This window comes from Arcticibacter svalbardensis MN12-7 (assembly GCF_000403135.1).
Taxonomy (GTDB): domain Bacteria; phylum Bacteroidota; class Bacteroidia; order Sphingobacteriales; family Sphingobacteriaceae; genus Arcticibacter; species Arcticibacter svalbardensis.
Map to the genome: position 1 here is coordinate 1 of NZ_AQPN01000103.1, position 18,443 is coordinate 18,443.

Below are 18,443 nucleotides of genomic sequence, written 5' to 3' on the forward strand. Positions count from 1 at the left end.
ATCGCAGGTAAATTACCTGCGATTTTTTTTATGAGATTGTTAGTTCCTTATTAGAATGCATAACGGATACCAAGCTGAGCTTGATACGGGTTGCCGGATGGTGTTACTATGCCTGAGTTATTTACACGGTAGTTAAATACTTTGTTAGCAGCATCAAAATTAGGTAATGCAGCTGTGCCTGTGGTTGCAGGAACACCTAATGCATATAGGGCTTGTGTACCCAGTGATTCATTCACTCCCCATTTCTTATTGAGTAAGTTGGCTACGTTAAATATATCGGCTGAGAACTCAACGCTCTGTGTTTTGAAAATGTTTATCTTTTTGCTTACTCTTAAGTCAAAGATTCCGTAAAAACTATTTATACCTCCGTTTCTTTCGGCCATTTGTCCGGAGTATTTAAGAATGTAATCTTTTAAACTCTGACTTGCATCAGGATTATCTAAAATGGCCTGTAAGCCTGTACGAATATTTTCTGGTACACTTTGATTGTCTTTATCAAAGATATAAGCTAAATCATTTGTTCCTGCAACGAAATCAGCATTTGTATTACCTCCGGATAATAAAGAATATCTTGTCCCGCCAATACCTGAATAGCGAACGCCTATGCTTACACCATAAAAAGTAGGTAATGTACCATAAAATACTACTTTATGTCTGAACTGATTATCTGAATAACTCATTTTGCTTAAGTCGCGCGGGTCATCCTTCACTGGTAAAGATAATGTTGCTGTATTAGCGACGTTACCATTATAGGAAGTGTTATCTTTCGTATCATTCAGTGTATAGCTAATGGTAATTGCGCCATCTTTTAAATACTGGTAAGTTCCGTCTACAACTACGGCAAACTGGTTTACCTTGCCCTTACTGTTCAATTCTAAAACACGACCTAGTTTTTGACTGATACGACCTTGTTGCCAGTCGCCTGCTCCATTTACTGGCATCGTACTTAAGGGTACATATACTCCGCGGTTATCCTCATTGGCAAGGGTAAAATAAGGATCAACTGCCATGTTACGGTCCACATACATATAGTTATGACGTCCAAGGGTAGCATAACCAGTAATGCCTAGTTTAATACGGTCAGTGATAAACTGACTGTAAGATAAGTTGGCCTTGTAAATGACCGGGACTTGCGCATCGGTGGCGTTGGTATTAATAGTAGGTAATTGAAAGGCTTCTAAAGTAGGGGTGGTAGATGGATCATTGCGATATCCGATAAAGTTTGGGGTAGGAACATTGGCACCCCTTACATCCACTGTGCCTAAGTGTTTACCGTCAAAAGTCAGGTTGTTAATGGTGACATAATTATTGATATCTGATGCAAAAATCCCTGCTCCTAAACGTATAAAATCAGTGTGTCTTTCATTTACGTCCCAGGTAAATTGTAGACGGGGCTGAATTAGGAATGATGTAAGTTTGTTATCGGTACGAATTCCTAATTCATCTAATACCAGCTGATTTAAAGGTGAAGTTGGATAATCACTATAATCAACGCGCAATCCGCCAATCATATCTAGTCCTGTTGCCAGTGTAGTTTGCATCTGTCCGTAAAGTGCTGTATTTAAAATGCCTGCTTTTACACTTGGATCATCAACCAGGGGAACCTCTCTATAGTATCGGTATGGCGTCAGATTATCAAAATTTGTAAGGGCAGTAACGCCGGTTGAGTTTGTAAAATGGAAACGTCCGTTTACCTCACTGCCATACGTAGAATTTGCATGTGTATACATCAGGTCGAGACCAAAGGTGTACTTAATTTTATCGGTATTATAATAGATATTATCAACCAGCTGAATTACATTATTAGTGAAACCTTCCTGAGCAAAGCGATGGCCTCCAAGTTCAATATTAGTTGATTTAGTCGTGCCGTCATTTATAACTGAAGATATACTTTCTACTATTGCCCTTGGGATATTTGCTGCTGGCAATTGATCACCCGGACTGCTTTCCTGAAAGGTATACAAGTGTTGTAATTTTAATTCATTTGTAAATTTTGGATTTATTGATGTACGTAAGGTAGCTAAAAGACTGTTGTCTACATTTTTATCATTGGCATACGATTCATATAAGTTAATAGTGGTATTATCTTCCAATCCTAATTTATTTCTATCATTGGTGTAATTATCGCGGATGGTTAGAAGGTTTTTATCGTTGATCTGCCAGTCCAAACGTGCGAATGCAGCATCAGAACCCCTGCTTTTATCAAAGGATCCAAATTGATCGGAACTGGCTACACCATATTTTTGGCGTGCAATGGTTAAAAAGTTATCCAGGGTAGACTGAGTAATGTTAAAGCGGCTTTCGTCTGTAGGAGATTGAACATCGGCAATAATTAATGGCCGGGAGTCTTGCTGATGGTCCCAAGCCATGAAAAAGTGTAACTTATCTTTAATAATAGGTCCTCCAAGGGAGAAGCCATATTGGTAAGTGGAATAATCAATATTACGTGTATTGCCTCTGATGTCATAAGGGCTTGCTAACCAATCGGCACGGCCATAAGTAAAAGCACTTCCGGTAAGCGTGTTTGTTCCCGCTTTGGTAACCGCACTTACAGTACCACCTCCGCTGCGTCCATATATAACGTCATATTGATTGGTTACTACTTTGAATTCTCGAACAGCCTCGATGGATATTGAATATGGCGCACCGCTTCGGCTTGTTGTCGATCCAGCTGAAGTTGGGTTTTTAGCGTTCATCCCATCAATTGTGTAATTTGTCGATGATCCTAGTTGTCCGGAAATATTTCCACCTCTGCTTAATGGAGAAAGTTCCATTAAAGATGTGAAGTTACGCCCGTTTACTGGCAGTTTCGTAATGTCCCTTGCTGAAATTGCCGTTGCTGCACCTAAGTTCTCTGTTTTGTTTTTTAATCCTGATCCGATAACTTCAACTACAGCAAGGCTTTCTACTGCGTCACGGATAGTAAGGTTGACAGATAACGCATCGCCCTGATTGAGTGAATAACCTGTTCTTTTTTGTTGACCAAAACCAATGTATGTGACGGATACAGTGTAAGGCGTTCCTAAAGGCAATTCCTTAAATGTGTAAACTCCTTTAGCATTGGAAGTGGTAGTGGTAGTAAAGCCGGTTGACTCATTTCGAACTTTTACCGATGCACCTGCAACCGGCTTATTTAAATGATCTGTAATTGTGCCGGAGATGGATGCCTGGGTGGTTTGAGCCTGCAGTTTGTTAGTTGTAAAACAAACTAATAGTACAAACATTGCTGAGTAAAGCAGTTGTTTCATAAGGTGTTTAGTTTTCGATCAGCGAAAGTAACGGCCTAATGTTATCTTACTTATGTTTTAATATTAAGGAATGTTTAAGGACGGAGATAAATCAGTGTAGCTCTTCATCTTCAAACAAATAGCCACTGTACGCAAGTCCTTGTGCTACACTTTTAAAGTTATCTCCAGAATTGATTTCTAGGTGTGGAAACGAAGTTTTGAAGAGATTTTGAACAGATGCTACCATGGAGGTTCCTCCTGTAAGAAACAGGCTGTTGATATCTTCTGTGCGTATCTGATTCGCCGCCATGAATTCGTTTAAGTACACACGGATCTTGTTGATATCCCTTTCGATGATTGCATTGTATTGTGACAGGGAAACGACCTCGTTAATTTCAATATCCCTGTTGGAATAAAGAAAAGTAGAGCTCTGCTGACTGGAAAGATCAATCTTTGTTTTTTCAATGGACTGGAATACGGAATAGCCGAGGTTATGATCAATCAGCGTAATCAGGTTTTTGAATTTGCGGTTATTTTTGGAGAAGTAATAGTAATCATCAATGTCCTTCCTGATTCTGCTGCCATTGAAAAAGTTCATTTTATCCCAAGAGCAGATATTGGCGAATAGTGAATTGGGGACGTTAAGGATCTTTCCTGGCGTGGCTTCATAGGGTGTATCTTTTCCAAAATAGGGTGTTCCTCTTTCCCACATGAAGGCTGAATCGAAGCTATCTCCTCCAATGTAAATTCCTCCTGTAGCAAGTAGGTTGTTTTTCCGGTCAATGCTGCCTACTTTTTCAGGGTCAAGTACCAGATAGGTGAAGTCTGTTGTTCCTCCTCCTAAATCGGCTACCAATACATTTTCTTTTTTACGAAGCGTTTTCTCGTATGCATAGGCTGCTCCTATGGGTTCGAACTGAAAACGGACATGTTTAAATCCGGCGAGTTGAGCGGCTTTGGTGAGTCGGTTTTGTGCAAGGGTATCCTTTTGGGTGCTGTCATCATCAAAGAAAACAGGACGGCCTATAACTACCTTTTGGGCTTCTTGTCCTGTCATGGCATCTGCTCTGGCTTTTAGCTCTTTTAAAATGATAGCTACAAGGTCGGATGCGTCGTATGCTTTGTTTTGAATGCGTGTTTGGGTGAAGCTGCTTCTGGATAAGATTTGTTTGACTGATTTAATGAACCGCCCTTTCATACCATCCTGCAGGTAGGCTGAAATGGCATTTTCTCCCACAACGTATTCTTCATTATTTGTGGTACTCCGGTCTTGTGGAAAATAAATCAGGGAAGGAATGATTAGGGTCGTGAGGATTTCTTGTTTCTCTTCATCGTAAATAGATAAAGCCGAATTTGTCGTTCCAAAATCTATTCCATACAAATATTTCTTCATGGCAAATGGGAATAATTATTCAGCGATGTATAAACCAGAATAACCGGGCGGCGAAAGTATAAAAAAAATTTGAATTATCCTGATGCGTGACGGAGAAATATATTTATTGCAGAGCGCATTTTATTATGGAATATGACTGGTGTAATCACAAATGTGTATAAAAAGAGACGTAGCTATCCTGTTTTTTAGACCTTAAAAACTAACCTTAAAATTTAATAAAATGGCAAAGTTAGATCTTTATAACCAAGAGTGGATTGACGTCATATTTACTGGTCGCAACCAAGAGTACGGTGCTTATCAGTTAAGAAAGGATAATAGCAGGATGACTAATCTGGCTATGTTTTTAGGCGCACTATTTTTTACTTTGATCATAAGTGCTCCGTTGATTTCCAGATATATTAAAGGGACGGGTTCGAATGATAGAATTGTGGAAATTGTACCAACGGATTTAACCCCGATTGCTCCTTCTGCGGTTGATAAACTGGCACCTCCTCCTCTTAAAGTAGTGGAGCCTCCTCAGACAAGGGAAAATCAGGTGAAATACCCTGGTGGGTTATCTAAATTCTATTTATATATCGGTAAAAATTACATTTATCCTGCTTCAGCAAGGGAAAGTGGTGTTTCTGGAAGAATAGTGATGAGTTTTATAGTGGAGAAAGATGGTAGTTTAACGGATATAAAGGTGCTGAAAGATATGGGTATGGGCACTGGTGAGGCAGCAATAAGACTGTTGGAAAAAACAATTAAGTGGCGTGCCGGAGTTCAAAATGGTAGAGCAGTACGGGTTCAGTATACACTGCCGATCATGTTGAATTTAGAGGGACAGTAAATGATATTGCAGAAAAAGGGATACTTTTGTGTTATGAAAAACTTGAGATTTATATTTGCTGCTGCCGGAGTGCTGGCACTTTCTTCCTGTAGTCAGACTACGAGAACAACGGATAAGAATAAAGTAGTGGCGGATTCAGTGGCTCAAGAGATAAATAGTCTTACTGCACAAAAGGCCCTTTTTGCTGAAATGGAAATTAAGGATACGATAAAAATAGGTGATTTAGTGCAACTGAAATTTACTGTTTATAACAAGGCTGACAGCGTTATGCAATTTTGTAAATGGCATACTCCATTTGAACCTTTAATAAGTAAGTATCTGGATATTAAAAATGAAAGTGGAGAAGAAGTTGCTTATAAAGGTGCCATGGCTAAAAGAATAATGCCCCCTCCAGCAAGTAGTTATATGAAGTTGAATCCTCAGGATAGTGTTTCTATGGATGTTGATTTGTTAAAGGGCTATGCGATTAACGATGCTGGTAAATATACAATTAGCTATAACAGTGAGAATATGAGTGGACTAGTGGTGAGGGACAGTGTTTCGTTTGTTTATATTAAATAGGATTCTCAAACTTCATTGGGATGGTCGTCCTTTCCTGTGTCGGAAAAATGCTTTCTTTGTGCCCTGACAATGGCACTCAATTGTTCATGCATGCTGATGATATCGCTGCGCATGATTCTTCTTACGGCATTCTTCTGTAACTCGCCAACTTCATTAATCCGGGTTAGAACTAACCAATAGTACTTTATCTGGCAGCTACTGAGATGCCAATGATGGAAAATGCATTATGTATAAATTTATAAAAAAACGAACAGATTAGAATAATTAATTGTCTTGTTTTTGAGATATTTATTGGTTTAGCATGAATAATGTGTTGGTTGTTTTCGCTGGCATAGACTTTGTTAATTGATTGTTAAGCAATTTAAACATCTACCTAAAATTTAAGTATGGCTGAGAAAAATAATGATAAGGATCCCTGCTGGGACAAGTATGAGCAGGTAGGAATGAAAACTAAAAAAGGGAAGAAAGTACCGAATTGCGTCCCAAAGAAGGATTCTGGTACGAAGAAAAAGTGATTTTAATAAGTAAACCCTGCGAAAATTATTTTACACGGTTTACTTATTAATTTTTCAGTAAGGAGTTATTTTTCTATCATTTTGTACACGCGTGCATAGTCTACTTCCATCACTGCAGGGAAAGCTGTTGGATCCACACCCTCTTTTCCTCCCCAATTTCCACCTACAGCAACATTCATTAAGATGTGAAACTTTTTATCGAAAGGCCACGCAGAGAAACCCTTTCCTTCATTTATGAAATTGAATATTTCCTGATCATCAATATATCCTCTTACGGCATAAGGGGTCCAATCTAAGCGATAGATATGGAAGTCTGATGTTGCAGTTGGTATCGCTTTAGCATCACCCTTCTGTGTTCCAATCGCGCCATTGTAAGCATCTGTATGAACGGTGATGTGTACATTATTAGGGTCGTAACCGACATGTTCCATAATATCTATTTCTCCGGATTTTGGCCAGTCACCATAGGAGAAATCAGTTGGCAGCATCCAGATGGCTGGCCAAGTGCCTTTGCCTGCTGGTAGTTTAGCTTTAAATACAAACCGACCATATAAAAAATCGCCTTTTCCTTTGGATACCATCCGCGCAGATGTATATTCCTTTCCATTAAACGATTCTTTTACGGCGTTTATCTTTAATGTGCCGTTTGAAACTTCAGCGTTTTTTATGGTGTTGGTATAGTACTCCAATTCATTATTTCCCCATCCGCTACCGCCAATATCATAGCCCCATTTAGTAGCATCAGGCTGACCTGGTGTTTCGAATTCATCTGCCCATATGGGTGTAGTTTCAAATGTCCAATTTTTATCAACAGGTGTTTGATCCGGTTTTTCAGGTAAGGGCTTAACATCTGCTTTATTTGAACATGATGTGCTAATAAATAGAAAGCAATTTAAAATGGTTATTAGAGACATAACATTGGGGTTATTGGGTTATAGAACAGGTTTCATTTTATTCAGGTTGTGCCAATGGATAGTATTAGCATCGCTAGACGGTTTAAAATCTTAAGACAAATATAGATACTCTACAAATGGAACCTGATTTGCCCTCTACAACAATACCTGAACGTGTACCTTGTTTATGTAAAAACAGTATAATTTTGGTACTACATTACTACTACCCAATGAGAATCATGTTGTATATTTGAATAATAAATGCCGTTTTTTTAACCAATAAACCTATTACGTATTTTAAATTGTTCATGAGGCATATCTATCTAATCATTATTATTTTTTCTTTTTCAAAACTGTACGCTCAGAATTCTATTGGAATTCCTCAAATAAATACGTATAGTAATCTGGATTATAAAGGGGGTACGCAGAACTGGGATATTGACCAGGACAAGAATGGGATTCTGTACTTTGCAAATAATGAAGGTTTATTAAGCTTTGATGGCAGGCATTGGAAATTGTATGCTTTGCCACACCGCACTATAGTAAGATCTGTTAAAATCGATGCTTCTGGTAAGATATTTGTTGGTGCTCAGGATGAGTTGGGGTACTTCTTCCCTGATCAAAGCGGATCGCTTAAGTTTCATTCCTTAAAAAACAGGATACCGGCTAAAGACCGTCAGTTTTCGGATGTATGGGAGATCGTGATTATAAAGAATGAGGTATTTTTCCGTACCACAGATAAAATATTTCATTTAAGGGATGGCTCAATTAAAGTGTATAAACCAGAAAGTTCATGGCAATTTATAGGTCAGGTTAACGGCAAACTGTATGCGCAGGATATGGCAAAGGGTCTGGTTGTATTCGAAAATAACAACTGGAAGTCTACCGTATTTAAAGCAAATCCCATTCATGATTACATTACATCTATTTTAAATTATAGTGCCGATACACTCCTGGTTACGACTTTAAAAAGTGGATTGTATTTGATGGGTAAAAACTTTTTTATTCGAAAGCAAAGTCTCTACAATTTAGCATTTAAAAGTAATCGTATTTATAAGGCCATTACCGTTAATAACAATTGGTATGCAGTTGCCACGTCCGCGGCGGGTTGTTATATCATGGATAAAAAAGGAGAAATTATACAGCAATTTTCTTCTGCAGAAGGCTTGTATAAAAATAATCTCAGGAGTATTTTTATGGATAAAAACCGTAATCTGTGGTTAGGACTCGATGATGGTATCAATTTTATTGCGTTTAATAATGCTATAAAATACATTTATCCGGATAAAGAGAAGCAAACCAGCAGTTATTGTTCATTGATATTTGAAAATTCTTTATATGTAGGTACATCTAATGGTTTGTTCTATAATGACTTACAATCTAATAATAAGGATTTGAGTTTTTCGAGGCAGGACTTTAAGCAAGTTGGGAATACCACGGGCCAGGTGTGGAGTATGACGGAAATAAATAATAAACTACTCATGGGACATGAAGATGGTGCCTTTGTGATTGAAAATAATAGTGCAAAACAGTTGTACGAATCACCGGGAACCTGGTTATTTGAACCGTTATCATCCAGCCGCCCTTCTTCAAGTATAATAGCTGGAACCTATACTGGTTTACAATCTATTGATTACAGTAATAACCAGTTTATTAATAAAGGCCAGGTTAAGGGGCTTAATGAACCGCTACGCTTTCTTATTGCCTACAAAGGGGTATTATGGGCATCGCATCCTTATAGAGGCGTTTACAGAATGAAATTATCTTCAGACAGGAAGAGGATAAGCGAGACTAAATTATTTACAGATAAAGATGGATTACCTTCATCCTTAGGGAATTACGCTGCAAAGATTAAAAACAGAATTGTCATAGCAACAACAAAGGGCATTTATGAATTCAACGATAAAACACAGCGGTTTGCTCCATCCTCCTTTCTTGGTCCTATTTTAAAGGATAATGTGTATCATTACCTGAAGGAAGATAAAGTGGGAAACATTTGGTTTATCAGCTACAAGCGGGCAGGTGTTCTTGACTTTAAAAAGCCTTCCGGAAATAAGAATTATACCATTGTCTTTTTTCCTGAATTAAATGCACAGGTACTAGCTGGTTTTGAAAATATATATCCATTTGACGAAGAGAATGTATTTATTGGATCTACCCGTGGGCTGATTCATATCAACTATAAAAAATACATCCAGAATATAAAACCTATAAATGTTACTCTTTCGCTGATTAAGGTTTCAGGTAAGAAAGACAGTATCATTTATGGAGGGTATTTTTTAGCGGATAATAAGATTCAGTCGCAGCAAAATACCAAAGAGAGTGTAGAGTTAACGCATGATAATAATTCACTGCATCTCGAATACTCCTCTACTTTATATGAGCAACAAAATAATATAGAGTTTAGCTATCAGCTGAGTGGCTTCGATCATGATTGGTCTGAATGGAGCTCTAAAAGCGAAAAGGATTATACCAATCTTCCGCGAGGTAACTACATTTTTAAAGTTAAGGCACGGAATAATCTGGGTAACGAATCGAGGACTGTTACTTATAGCTTTTCTATATTACCTGCATGGTATGAATCTTATTGGGTTTACCTGTGTTATTTTTTAGTTGTAGCTGGAATAATCTACTTGTTGAGCCAATGGCAGAAAAGGAAACATGCGAAGGAACAAGAGTATATTAAATACCAGTATCAGGTTGAAATTGAGCGGAACGAAAATGAAATAGTCAGGTTGAAAAATGAAAAGCTGGAATCAGAGGTAAACTTTAAAAACAAAGAATTGGCCACGACAAGTATGCACCTGATCCAGAATAACAAATTGATATCAAAGATTAAGGAGGAATTGGCGCCTCTTCTAAGGGATGAGGAAAATGGTGCAGAGGAACTTAAAAAAGTAATTCGCCTGTTGAATGAAGCGGAAAAAAGTACGGCTGATTGGGAGCAGTTTGCTATACATTTTGACCATGTTCATTCCAATTTTATAAGTAAATTAAAAGCCAGGTTCCCAAACTTGAGTTCGAATGACTTAAAACTTTGTGCCTATCTGAAGATAAATTTGTCCTCTAAAGAGATGGCCCAGTTATTGAGCATCACGATCCGTGCTGTTGAAGTGAGTCGCTACAGGTTGAGAAAGAAATTGCAGATTTCCTCCGATATCAATTTATTCGATTATCTCATTCAGGTTACCAGTCAGAATTGATCTGCTTAATTTGTTTTTAAACCTGCTATTTTGTGATTTATTTGATTAATTAACCACATTGTCTATGCAAAAGTGTGCATGTTTCGTTTAATGATAACACTTTTCTTTACAATCCATTAAAAGCAATCTTTTTTTTGAAATTTCGATATAGATTTACATACCAATTAGAAACAGTCGGCGATTATTAAGTAAAAATAAAATCCATGTTCAAATTTTGTATGTATTGTTCGTTGATCTTAATTTTATTAAGTTCTTGTTCTCCCCGAAGGAATCTTGTCTATTTTAGTGATCTAACCGGGAAATCAGGCGAAAGCCAGGTAATAACCAATGATATAGAACCTAGAATTCAAACCAATGATTTATTGAGTATAACAATCAACACATTAAGCAGTGAGTCAAATGTTTTGTTTGCAGTGAATTCGAATAACATGAATAAAAACGGATATTCTGAAAAAGAAGGATTCCGCGTTAATAAACTAGGCAATGTAAACTTACCTGTCGCAGGGAACATCAACCTTCAGGGATTAACGATTGAGGAAGCACAGCAAACGGTGGTAAAAAGTTTGAATAACTATGTCAAAGATCCGATTGTAAATATTCAGTTCCTGAACTTTAGAATAACAGTAATCGGAGAGGTGAATCATCCTGCGACTTTTACCATGACCAATGAGAAGATGAATTTATTAGAGGCTCTTGGTATGGCGGGTGATATGACTGCTTATGGTAAAAGGGAAAATGTTTTACTAATTAGAGAAATTGAAGGTAAACGTACAATTATTCACATGAACCTGAACAAGGGGGATATTCTTAATTCGCCTTACTTTTACTTGAAACAGAATGATATTGTATATGTAGAGCCGGATAAAGGTAAAGCAATAGATATCAGTCCTAATAATCGCCTTATGCCGCTTCTTATAGCTACTATTTCAGCAGTAGCGGTATTGGCAACCACATTTCTCAATCGATAATTAAACAATAAGTAAATAGTTGACACCGTGGCTTTAATTAATCAAAAACAACAATCTGCTTATCAAGTAAAAGGTGATTTACTTGATACTTCAATGAAGTATCTTAAAAACTGGTATGTTTTTGTGTTATGTATTGGTTTGAGCTTAGGAGCAGCTTTCGCTTATTTGGAATATGCTACACCACAATATAAAGTTAGTAGTACTTTACTGATACAGGACGACGTAAAAGGTGATGCAGGGGGCAAAGGAACTGCATTCAGTGATCTCAATATGTTTCATATCTCTAAAACAGTGGATAATGAAATGGAGGTCTTACGATCCAGAGACTTGATTTTTAATGTACTAAAAAGCTTGTCTATGGATACCCATTATATGGTGGAAGGGAAAATAAAAGATAAGGAATTATATGGTAAATCATTGCCAGTTCGCGTTGTGGTATACAAGTTGAATCCTGGTGCTTATGCTCAAATCCTGAAACTGGTTATTAAAGACAACTCTAGTTTTACTCTTGAAAGTAAAGGGAGAAGAGTGCTTTACAAATTTGATCAACTCATAAAAACGAATGATTACCTGGTTAAAGTTGAAAAGGGTCCTTCATTCAGCGCTAATTTTTCACCAGTGATTATACAGTTCAAGGATTTGTATAGAATGGCCGAATCGTATAGTCTTTCCGGGCTTACCGTATTACCTATTGTCAAAGATGCAAATACAATTGTGCTAAGTCTCCTGGACCCGATTCCTGAAAGAGGGGTAGATATTCTGAACAAGCTGATTGAGGATTATAACAGGGAGAATGTGAATACGAAAAACATTATGGCGAGTAATACGATCAGGTTCATTGATAACCGGTTGAAGTATCTTACTAATGATTTGTCGGTAGTAGAAGGTGATGTAGAAAAGTATAAAAAGCTGAATCGGGTAACCGATATTAATACAGATGCGCAGATGAATCTTCAGAATTCGGGTAATTACGACCAGCAGCTTTCGTCATCAAGCGTTCAATTGAATTTAATACGGTCTCTGGAAAAGTATCTTAGCCAGGCTGATGGCAGGTATCAGTTGGTGCCTAGTACGCTTGGTTTAAAGGATCAGACGTTGAGTAACCTGATTGGTAAGTACAATGATCTTCAAGTGGAAAGACAGCGTTTGATGCGCTACAACAGGCCTAATAATCCTCTTGTTTTAAATATTAACGACCAGTTGGCCGGACTTAAAAGTAACATAAGAGAAAACTTAAAAAATGTACGCAGAGGATTGACCTTAGAGCGCAATAGCTTGCTGTCTAAATCTTCTCAATATGAGTCTGTTATCAGGAACGTTCCTGGTATTGAAAGGGGATTACAGGAGCGAAGCAGAGAACAAAGTGTAAAGGTGAGTTTGTATCAGTATTTATTACAGAAAAGAGAAGAAACAGCATTGTCTTTATCTTCTACCATACCTACATCTCAAATTATAGACAGGCCAGCATACAATACTGCTCCAGCTAAACCTAAAACAACATTAATTTATATCTGCTCTCTTTTGGGTGGATTTTTATTGCCCTTCTCTGTGTTATATGTGAAGGATAAATTGAATACCAAAGTGCAGGACATTAGTGATGTGGAGCTCTCTTTTGGAACACGGATTCTTGGGGAACTTAGTCATAATGAAGAACGCAAGACTAGTATTGTCGTTCAAAAAGGCAGTCGTACTACGATATCCGAATTGTTCCGGTATATCAGGTCAAACCTGGGATTAATGAATGATACCGTTAAGAACCAGGTCCTGCTGATTACTTCAGGAATGAAGGGGGAGGGGAAGACCTTCTTTTGTATCAATCTGGGTATCACGCTAGCTATGGTAGACAAAAAGGTGGTCATATTGGAATTTGATCTTCGTAAGCCTGATTTATTAAAGGATATGAACATTAAACAGGAAAAGGGATTAACTGATTACCTGAATGATCCTGATATAGAACTGAGTCAAGTAATTAAACCTTCTAATCTTGCTCCTAATCTATTTGTAATAGGATGTGGAACGCTACCTGATAATCCATCTGAATTATTGATGAGTTACAAAATAGGGCTCCTGTTTGAAAGATTAAGAAAAGAGTTTGATTATATTATTGTGGATACTTCACCTGTTGGGCAGGTAGCGGATGCTTTTAGTATTGCGCCATATACGGATGCCGGTATTTATCTGATCAGATATAACTATACAGAAAAAATGCAATTGGGGATTCTTGAGGATATTTCTGAAAACAAAAAGCTTAAGAATCTAATGCTTGTGTTTAACGATGCAAGGAAGGAAAACCGTAAAGCTTATGTTTATGGTGGCTATGGTTTACAGGAAATGAAAGCTTAAATTTTTATATAATTTGTTGTTCTATATTAAACCAATTTACAATATAATAAACCAGTCAAATATTTTAAGTACATAACGTCTACTCTAGAATTGATATCGAATTGGTCTTAAAAGATTAATGAAGATATGTTATAAACCAATGTGTCCTGATTTTTTAATAAATCAAATTTCTAAAGCTCTATTTAACACTATTTCAAATTAATCATGGGAGTGAGTTAGCGAAGCTATGTTTGCCTTACAGAGAAATTAAATCCTACCTATTCAATCATCTTATGGAAACCCGAACATTTTTAGACAATGAAATCAAACGGAAATGGTTTGTGATCTATACCCGTGCGCGATGGGAAAAAAAAGTTGATCAGCTGTTGAATCAACAAGGAATCGAGTCTTTTTGCCCGTTAAGAACGGTAACGAGCCAATGGTCTGACCGGAAGAAGACGGTAGAATTACCTCTGTTCAGTTCCTATGTATTTGTGCATGTCAATTTGAAAGAGGAGCTGGTAGTACGGCAAACTTATGGGGTACTCAATTTTATTTACTACATGGGTAAGCCCGCGATAATCAGGGATACAGAGCTCCATAAAATTAAAGAACTATTGATGGCACATCCTGATGCAGAAGTAGTAAGCTCTCATACTGTTTCGGTAGGAGATAAGGTATTGTTAAAACAAGGGGTTTTTAGTAGTCATGAGGGCAAGGTAATTAAGATTTGCGGCAAAACGGTACTCATGTTATTTGATAATCTGGAATGTGCTATGGTCACCAGAATCGCCGTTTCAGATCTTTGTCTGGTTCCTGCACGTTAGGAATAGATTTCCCTACGAAATTATAAGTTAATACCGCAGTCCTTCCAATAGTTATGACTCGTTTAAAAGAACTGGATGTTTTGAGAGGCTTTGCTGCTCTGAATGTGGTTTTGTTTCATTATACAAGCCGGTTCAGGGAAGTTTATGGACACTCTTATCCTGTTAAGTACGACTGGATCTATGGACATTATGGTGTTGAACTCTTTTTTGTGATTAGCGGATTTGTAATTTACATGACTTTGCAAAACGTGAACAATGTGAAAGAGTTTGCGTTTAAGCGATTTACCCGATTATACCCTACCTATTGGATTTGTTTACTCATTACCCTCTCTATCATTTCTCTGTGGAAGCTGCCTGGAAAGGAAGGTTTTTCCATTTACGAAATAATAATGAATTGGAGTATGATTCAGGGTGTATTTGAAGTGCGAAATATAGATGGTGCCTACTGGTCTCTTTTACCAGAATTGTTTTTCTATACGGCAATGGCCTTTATTTATTATTTGGGTTGGCTTCCGAAGGTTAAAATACTTGCCATTACCTGGCTTTTATTGATGTTATTTAATAGACAGGGACTATTTCCTTTTGGCGCTTATTTCTTGAATTTTAAGTATGGGATGTTCTTTCTTGCTGGAATATTGTTTTACAACCTCAAATTCAATAATGGAGGATTGACTGATCATTTATTGATTGCCGCTTGTTTGGGTACTGGGATTTGGGTTCATCAGAGTGCTGGATGTGTTTATGCATTTACCGGTATTTTCTTCCTCTTTTATTTGTTTGTTTATAATAAGCTGAAGGTTCTGAATATCAAGCCACTTGTATTCCTTGGGTATGTTTCTTATCCGCTATATCTGCTTCATCAAAATATTGGTTTTATCCTGATGAAGACATTGAAGCAGTATATATCAAATGAATTTGTGGTAATCTTTTTGTGTGTCATGGTACTTATTAGCCTTGCTTGGCTGGTAGCAAGATACCTGGAAAAACCTATCCTGTACTTTCTTAGGAATCTGCATTTTTCAAGGAAACAGTATCCTGAAAAAGTAGTAGAATCCTTAATTCAATAATTCCGATTAGTTAAGCTTTATGAGCAGTTTAAGGAAAACAACATTATCAGGATTGGTGTGGACGTTTAGTCAGCAGTTTGGCGTTCAGTTAATTAGTTTTGGTATTACGATTATTCTTGCCAGACTATTAGCACCATCTGAATTTGGTTTAATTGCGATGTTAACTGTTTTCATGGCTGCAGGAAGTGTTTTAGTGGATGGTGGTTTATCTTCCTCTTTAATCAGGTCAGATGATGTTACTCAACGGGATTACTCGACCGTGTTCTTCTTTAACTTAGTAGGAAGTATAGTCATATATGCCCTGGTTTATTCACTGGCACCCTATATCGCACATTTTTATAAACAGGAAATTTTAATATCCGTGATTAGGGTATATGCAATCATATTTGTGATAAATGCATTTTATGAAATTCAAAATGCCAGGTTAACAAAGGCCATGAATTTCAAAACCCAAACAATCATACAAGTACCTGCTGTTTTAGCTGGCGGACTGTTAGGCGTCATCATGGCTATGAACGGTTATGGCGTTTGGAGTCTGGTATGGATGAATATCCTACAATCATTTCTTACTACTGTTTTTCATTGGATATTATCGGGCTGGCGGCCTTCGCTGATCTTCGATAAGTCGAGTTTTAAGACTCATTTTAATTTTGGTTATAAAATGACTTTATCCGGTCTTCTGGAAATTATATACAAAAATATATATGTGCTTATTATAGGTAAGAATTATTCGGCTACACAACTGGGCTATTATTCCAGGGCAGATTCCCTTAGCCAGCTTCCTACAGGTAATATAGCTACTGCGATGAATAAAGTAACCTATCCTATGTTTGCTTCCATTTCGCAGGATAACATCAGGTTAAAGATGGTATATAAGAAATTGATGCAGCAAGTGATCTTTTGGAATGCAGCATGTCTGGTTTTGTTATATGTAATTGCGGAGCCCCTTTTCAGGTTCCTTATTACCGCAAGATGGTTGCCGGCAGTGCCCTATTTTAAGATTCTGTGTATTGCTGGAATACTTTACCCGCTCCATGCATATAATCTTAATATTCTGAAGGTAAAGGGCAGGAGTGACCTTCTTTTGAAATTGGAGGGTATTAAAAAAACGATCAGTATAGCAGGCATTTTTTGCGTAATCCCATTTGGGATCTATGGCTTACTGTATTTCCAGCTTTTATTCAATATAGTCGCTTGTTATATCAATTCTTTTTACAGTGGTAAAATGATTAATTATCCGGTTAAGGAGCAGCTTAAAGACATTTTTCCAACGTTGATTCTGTCTGCCGCTACCGGTATAGTATGTCATTATTTAGATAATTTTCTAGCGCATAGTTTACATCTTCCTGATCTTGGGAGACTCCTTATTGACTCATTTACCTTCTTTACTGTTTACCTGGGCTTTAGTCACCTGGCCCAACTCGATGCTATATACGATTTTAAACAACTAATCTTAAGAAGATGATACCAGTTACAAAACCCTTTCTTCCTAAAGTAAAAGAATACGATGATTACGTAAATAGCATTTGGGAACGTCAATGGCTCACAAATAATGGCCCATTGGTGAATGAATTAGAGCTAAAATTGAAGGAGTATCTTGATGTTAAACATCTACTCTATGTGTCGAATGGTACGATGGCTCTTCAGCTAGCGATAAAAGCCTTGGGATTGACGGGAGAAATTATTACCACTCCGTTTTCTTTTGTAGCGACTACCAGCAGTATTGTATGGCAGGGATGTACACCGGTTTTTACTGATATTGATCCGGAGACTTTTAACATTGATCCCCGAAAAATAGAAGAAGCGATTACACCGGAAACATCCGCTATAGTGGCTACACATGTATATGGCAATCCATGTGATATTGATGCCATCCAAGCTATTGCGTCGCGGCATAATATAAAAGTGATTTATGATGCGGCGCATTGTTTTGGCACCAAATATAAAAACAGGTCTGTGTATGAGTATGGCGATATCAGTACCACTAGTTTTCATGCTACTAAGTTGTTTCATAGTATTGAAGGGGGAGCTGTGTTTACTCAATGTCCTGAGTTACTAAAGAAAATGGCTTTTATGCGAAATTTCGGACATAATGGTCCCAACGAGTTTACTGAGTTAGGCATCAATGCTAAAAATTCAGAATTCCATGCCGCTATGGGGTTATGTAACTTAAAACATGTGGATGAAATATTAGAAAAAAGGAAAAAGTTGTCTTTGTATTATTGGCAAAAGTTACAGTATCTGCAAGCAAAGTATCCCCGTCTTAATAATGATCTTGATTACAACTATGCTTATTTCCCTGTGCTTTTTGATACAAAGGAGTTGATGCAACAGTGTTTAACCGCTTTAGAGGGCGAAAAGATTTATTGCCGCCGATATTTCTACCCTTCATTGGCATCCTTGCCTTACGTAAATTATACCTTTTTGCCTGTTTGTGAGTCTGTTGTAGAACGAATACTCTGTTTGCCGCTTTATCATACACTGACGTTTTCTGACCTGGACCTCATTACAAGAATCATATTAAGGGTTCAGAATTACTTGCCTGATCAAACTATAAAGGAAGAAGTTCCGATTGCTATTGCACAAGAGATAGTCAGAATGTTATATACTGTAAATGGAAAAGTTTAATAAATAGGGT

General features: G+C 37.4%; 13 protein-coding genes. 10 read left to right on the forward strand and 3 right to left on the reverse strand.

All coding sequences use genetic code 11. The features are described 5' to 3' along the window. Window positions 1-50: 50 nt before the first annotated feature. Together ADIARSV_RS13795 and ADIARSV_RS13800 are read right to left on the reverse strand one after the other, a co-directional pair. On the reverse strand, window positions 51-3,248 hold the full coding sequence (locus ADIARSV_RS13795) for a TonB-dependent receptor (RefSeq protein WP_016196184.1): 3,198 nt from the start codon (window positions 3,246-3,248) through the stop codon (window positions 51-53). Between the two features lie 91 nt (window positions 3,249-3,339). Continuing rightward, window positions 3,340-4,620, reverse strand: coding sequence for an Hsp70 family protein (locus ADIARSV_RS13800; RefSeq protein WP_016196185.1), 1,281 nt, complete (start codon window positions 4,618-4,620; stop codon window positions 3,340-3,342). Between the two features lie 220 nt (window positions 4,621-4,840). Between ADIARSV_RS13800 and ADIARSV_RS13805 the strand changes: the two genes are divergently transcribed. From ADIARSV_RS13805 to ADIARSV_RS22905, 3 genes are all read left to right on the forward strand, one after another. Continuing rightward, window positions 4,841-5,449 carry an energy transducer TonB gene (locus ADIARSV_RS13805; protein ID WP_016196186.1) on the forward strand — a complete coding sequence of 203 codons (609 nt, stop codon included), beginning with the start codon at window positions 4,841-4,843 and terminating at the stop codon, window positions 5,447-5,449. A 33-nt stretch (window positions 5,450-5,482) separates the two neighbouring features. Further along, window positions 5,483-6,010 (forward strand): hypothetical protein, encoded by a 528-nt coding sequence (locus tag ADIARSV_RS13810; RefSeq protein ID WP_040300135.1) that lies wholly within the window; start codon window positions 5,483-5,485, stop codon window positions 6,008-6,010. Window positions 6,011-6,396: 386 nt separating this feature from the next. Continuing rightward, complete coding sequence (locus ADIARSV_RS22905; RefSeq protein ID WP_016196188.1) at window positions 6,397-6,525, forward strand: hypothetical protein; 129 nt, start codon at window positions 6,397-6,399, stop codon at window positions 6,523-6,525. A gap of 65 nt (window positions 6,526-6,590) precedes the next feature. On the opposite strand, the gene ADIARSV_RS13815 is transcribed toward ADIARSV_RS22905, so the two are convergent. Then, the gene (locus tag ADIARSV_RS13815) at window positions 6,591-7,439 is read right to left on the reverse strand and encodes a glycoside hydrolase family 16 protein (RefSeq protein WP_016196189.1); all 849 of its coding nucleotides are present in this window, start codon (window positions 7,437-7,439) and stop codon (window positions 6,591-6,593) included. Between the two features lie 287 nt (window positions 7,440-7,726). On the opposite strand from ADIARSV_RS13815, the gene ADIARSV_RS13820 reads away from it, so the two are divergent. The 7 genes from ADIARSV_RS13820 to ADIARSV_RS13850 all read left to right on the forward strand — a co-directional run bounded on the left by ADIARSV_RS13820 (window position 7,727) and on the right by ADIARSV_RS13850 (window position 18,433). Continuing rightward, complete coding sequence (locus tag ADIARSV_RS13820) at window positions 7,727-10,621, forward strand: ligand-binding sensor domain-containing protein (protein ID WP_016196190.1); 2,895 nt, start codon at window positions 7,727-7,729, stop codon at window positions 10,619-10,621. Between the two features lie 218 nt (window positions 10,622-10,839). Further along, entirely contained in the window at window positions 10,840-11,589 is a 750-nt protein-coding gene (locus ADIARSV_RS13825) for a polysaccharide biosynthesis/export family protein (protein ID WP_262482244.1), read from the forward strand. Window positions 11,590-11,616: 27 nt separating this feature from the next. Then, complete coding sequence (locus tag ADIARSV_RS13830; RefSeq protein ID WP_016196192.1) at window positions 11,617-13,932, forward strand: GumC family protein; 2,316 nt, start codon at window positions 11,617-11,619, stop codon at window positions 13,930-13,932. A 272-nt stretch (window positions 13,933-14,204) separates the two neighbouring features. After that, window positions 14,205-14,738, forward strand: coding sequence for a UpxY family transcription antiterminator (locus ADIARSV_RS13835; protein ID WP_016196193.1), 534 nt, complete (start codon window positions 14,205-14,207; stop codon window positions 14,736-14,738). Window positions 14,739-14,791: 53 nt separating this feature from the next. Further along, entirely contained in the window at window positions 14,792-15,805 is a 1,014-nt protein-coding gene (locus ADIARSV_RS13840; RefSeq protein ID WP_016196194.1) for an acyltransferase family protein, read from the forward strand. Window positions 15,806-15,824: 19 nt separating this feature from the next. Further along, the gene (locus tag ADIARSV_RS13845) at window positions 15,825-17,270 is read left to right on the forward strand and encodes a lipopolysaccharide biosynthesis protein (RefSeq protein WP_016196195.1); all 1,446 of its coding nucleotides are present in this window, start codon (window positions 15,825-15,827) and stop codon (window positions 17,268-17,270) included. Beyond that, the gene (locus ADIARSV_RS13850) at window positions 17,267-18,433 is read left to right on the forward strand and encodes a DegT/DnrJ/EryC1/StrS family aminotransferase (RefSeq protein ID WP_016196196.1); all 1,167 of its coding nucleotides are present in this window, start codon (window positions 17,267-17,269) and stop codon (window positions 18,431-18,433) included. Before ADIARSV_RS13845 ends, ADIARSV_RS13850 begins: the two co-directional genes overlap by 4 nt. Window positions 18,434-18,443: the final 10 nt, after the last annotated feature.

Bases quoted from the DNA above. Each gene is read 5' to 3' on its own strand.
- ADIARSV_RS13795 (WP_016196184.1), bottom strand. From the start codon at position 3,248: ATGAAACAACTGCTTTACTCAGCAATGTTTGTACTATTAGTTTGTTTT.
- ADIARSV_RS13800 (WP_016196185.1), bottom strand. From the start codon at position 4,620: ATGAAGAAATATTTGTATGGAATAGATTTTGGAACGACAAATTCGGCT.
- ADIARSV_RS13805 (WP_016196186.1), top strand. From the start codon at position 4,841: ATGGCAAAGTTAGATCTTTATAACCAAGAGTGGATTGACGTCATATTT.
- ADIARSV_RS13810 (WP_040300135.1), top strand. From the start codon at position 5,483: ATGAAAAACTTGAGATTTATATTTGCTGCTGCCGGAGTGCTGGCACTT.
- ADIARSV_RS22905 (WP_016196188.1), top strand. From the start codon at position 6,397: ATGGCTGAGAAAAATAATGATAAGGATCCCTGCTGGGACAAGTATGAG.
- ADIARSV_RS13815 (WP_016196189.1), bottom strand. From the start codon at position 7,439: ATGTCTCTAATAACCATTTTAAATTGCTTTCTATTTATTAGCACATCA.
- ADIARSV_RS13820 (WP_016196190.1), top strand. From the start codon at position 7,727: ATGAGGCATATCTATCTAATCATTATTATTTTTTCTTTTTCAAAACTG.
- ADIARSV_RS13825 (WP_262482244.1), top strand. From the start codon at position 10,840: ATGTATTGTTCGTTGATCTTAATTTTATTAAGTTCTTGTTCTCCCCGA.
- ADIARSV_RS13835 (WP_016196193.1), top strand. From the start codon at position 14,205: ATGGAAACCCGAACATTTTTAGACAATGAAATCAAACGGAAATGGTTT.
- ADIARSV_RS13840 (WP_016196194.1), top strand. From the start codon at position 14,792: ATGACTCGTTTAAAAGAACTGGATGTTTTGAGAGGCTTTGCTGCTCTG.
- ADIARSV_RS13845 (WP_016196195.1), top strand. From the start codon at position 15,825: ATGAGCAGTTTAAGGAAAACAACATTATCAGGATTGGTGTGGACGTTT.
- ADIARSV_RS13850 (WP_016196196.1), top strand. From the start codon at position 17,267: ATGATACCAGTTACAAAACCCTTTCTTCCTAAAGTAAAAGAATACGAT.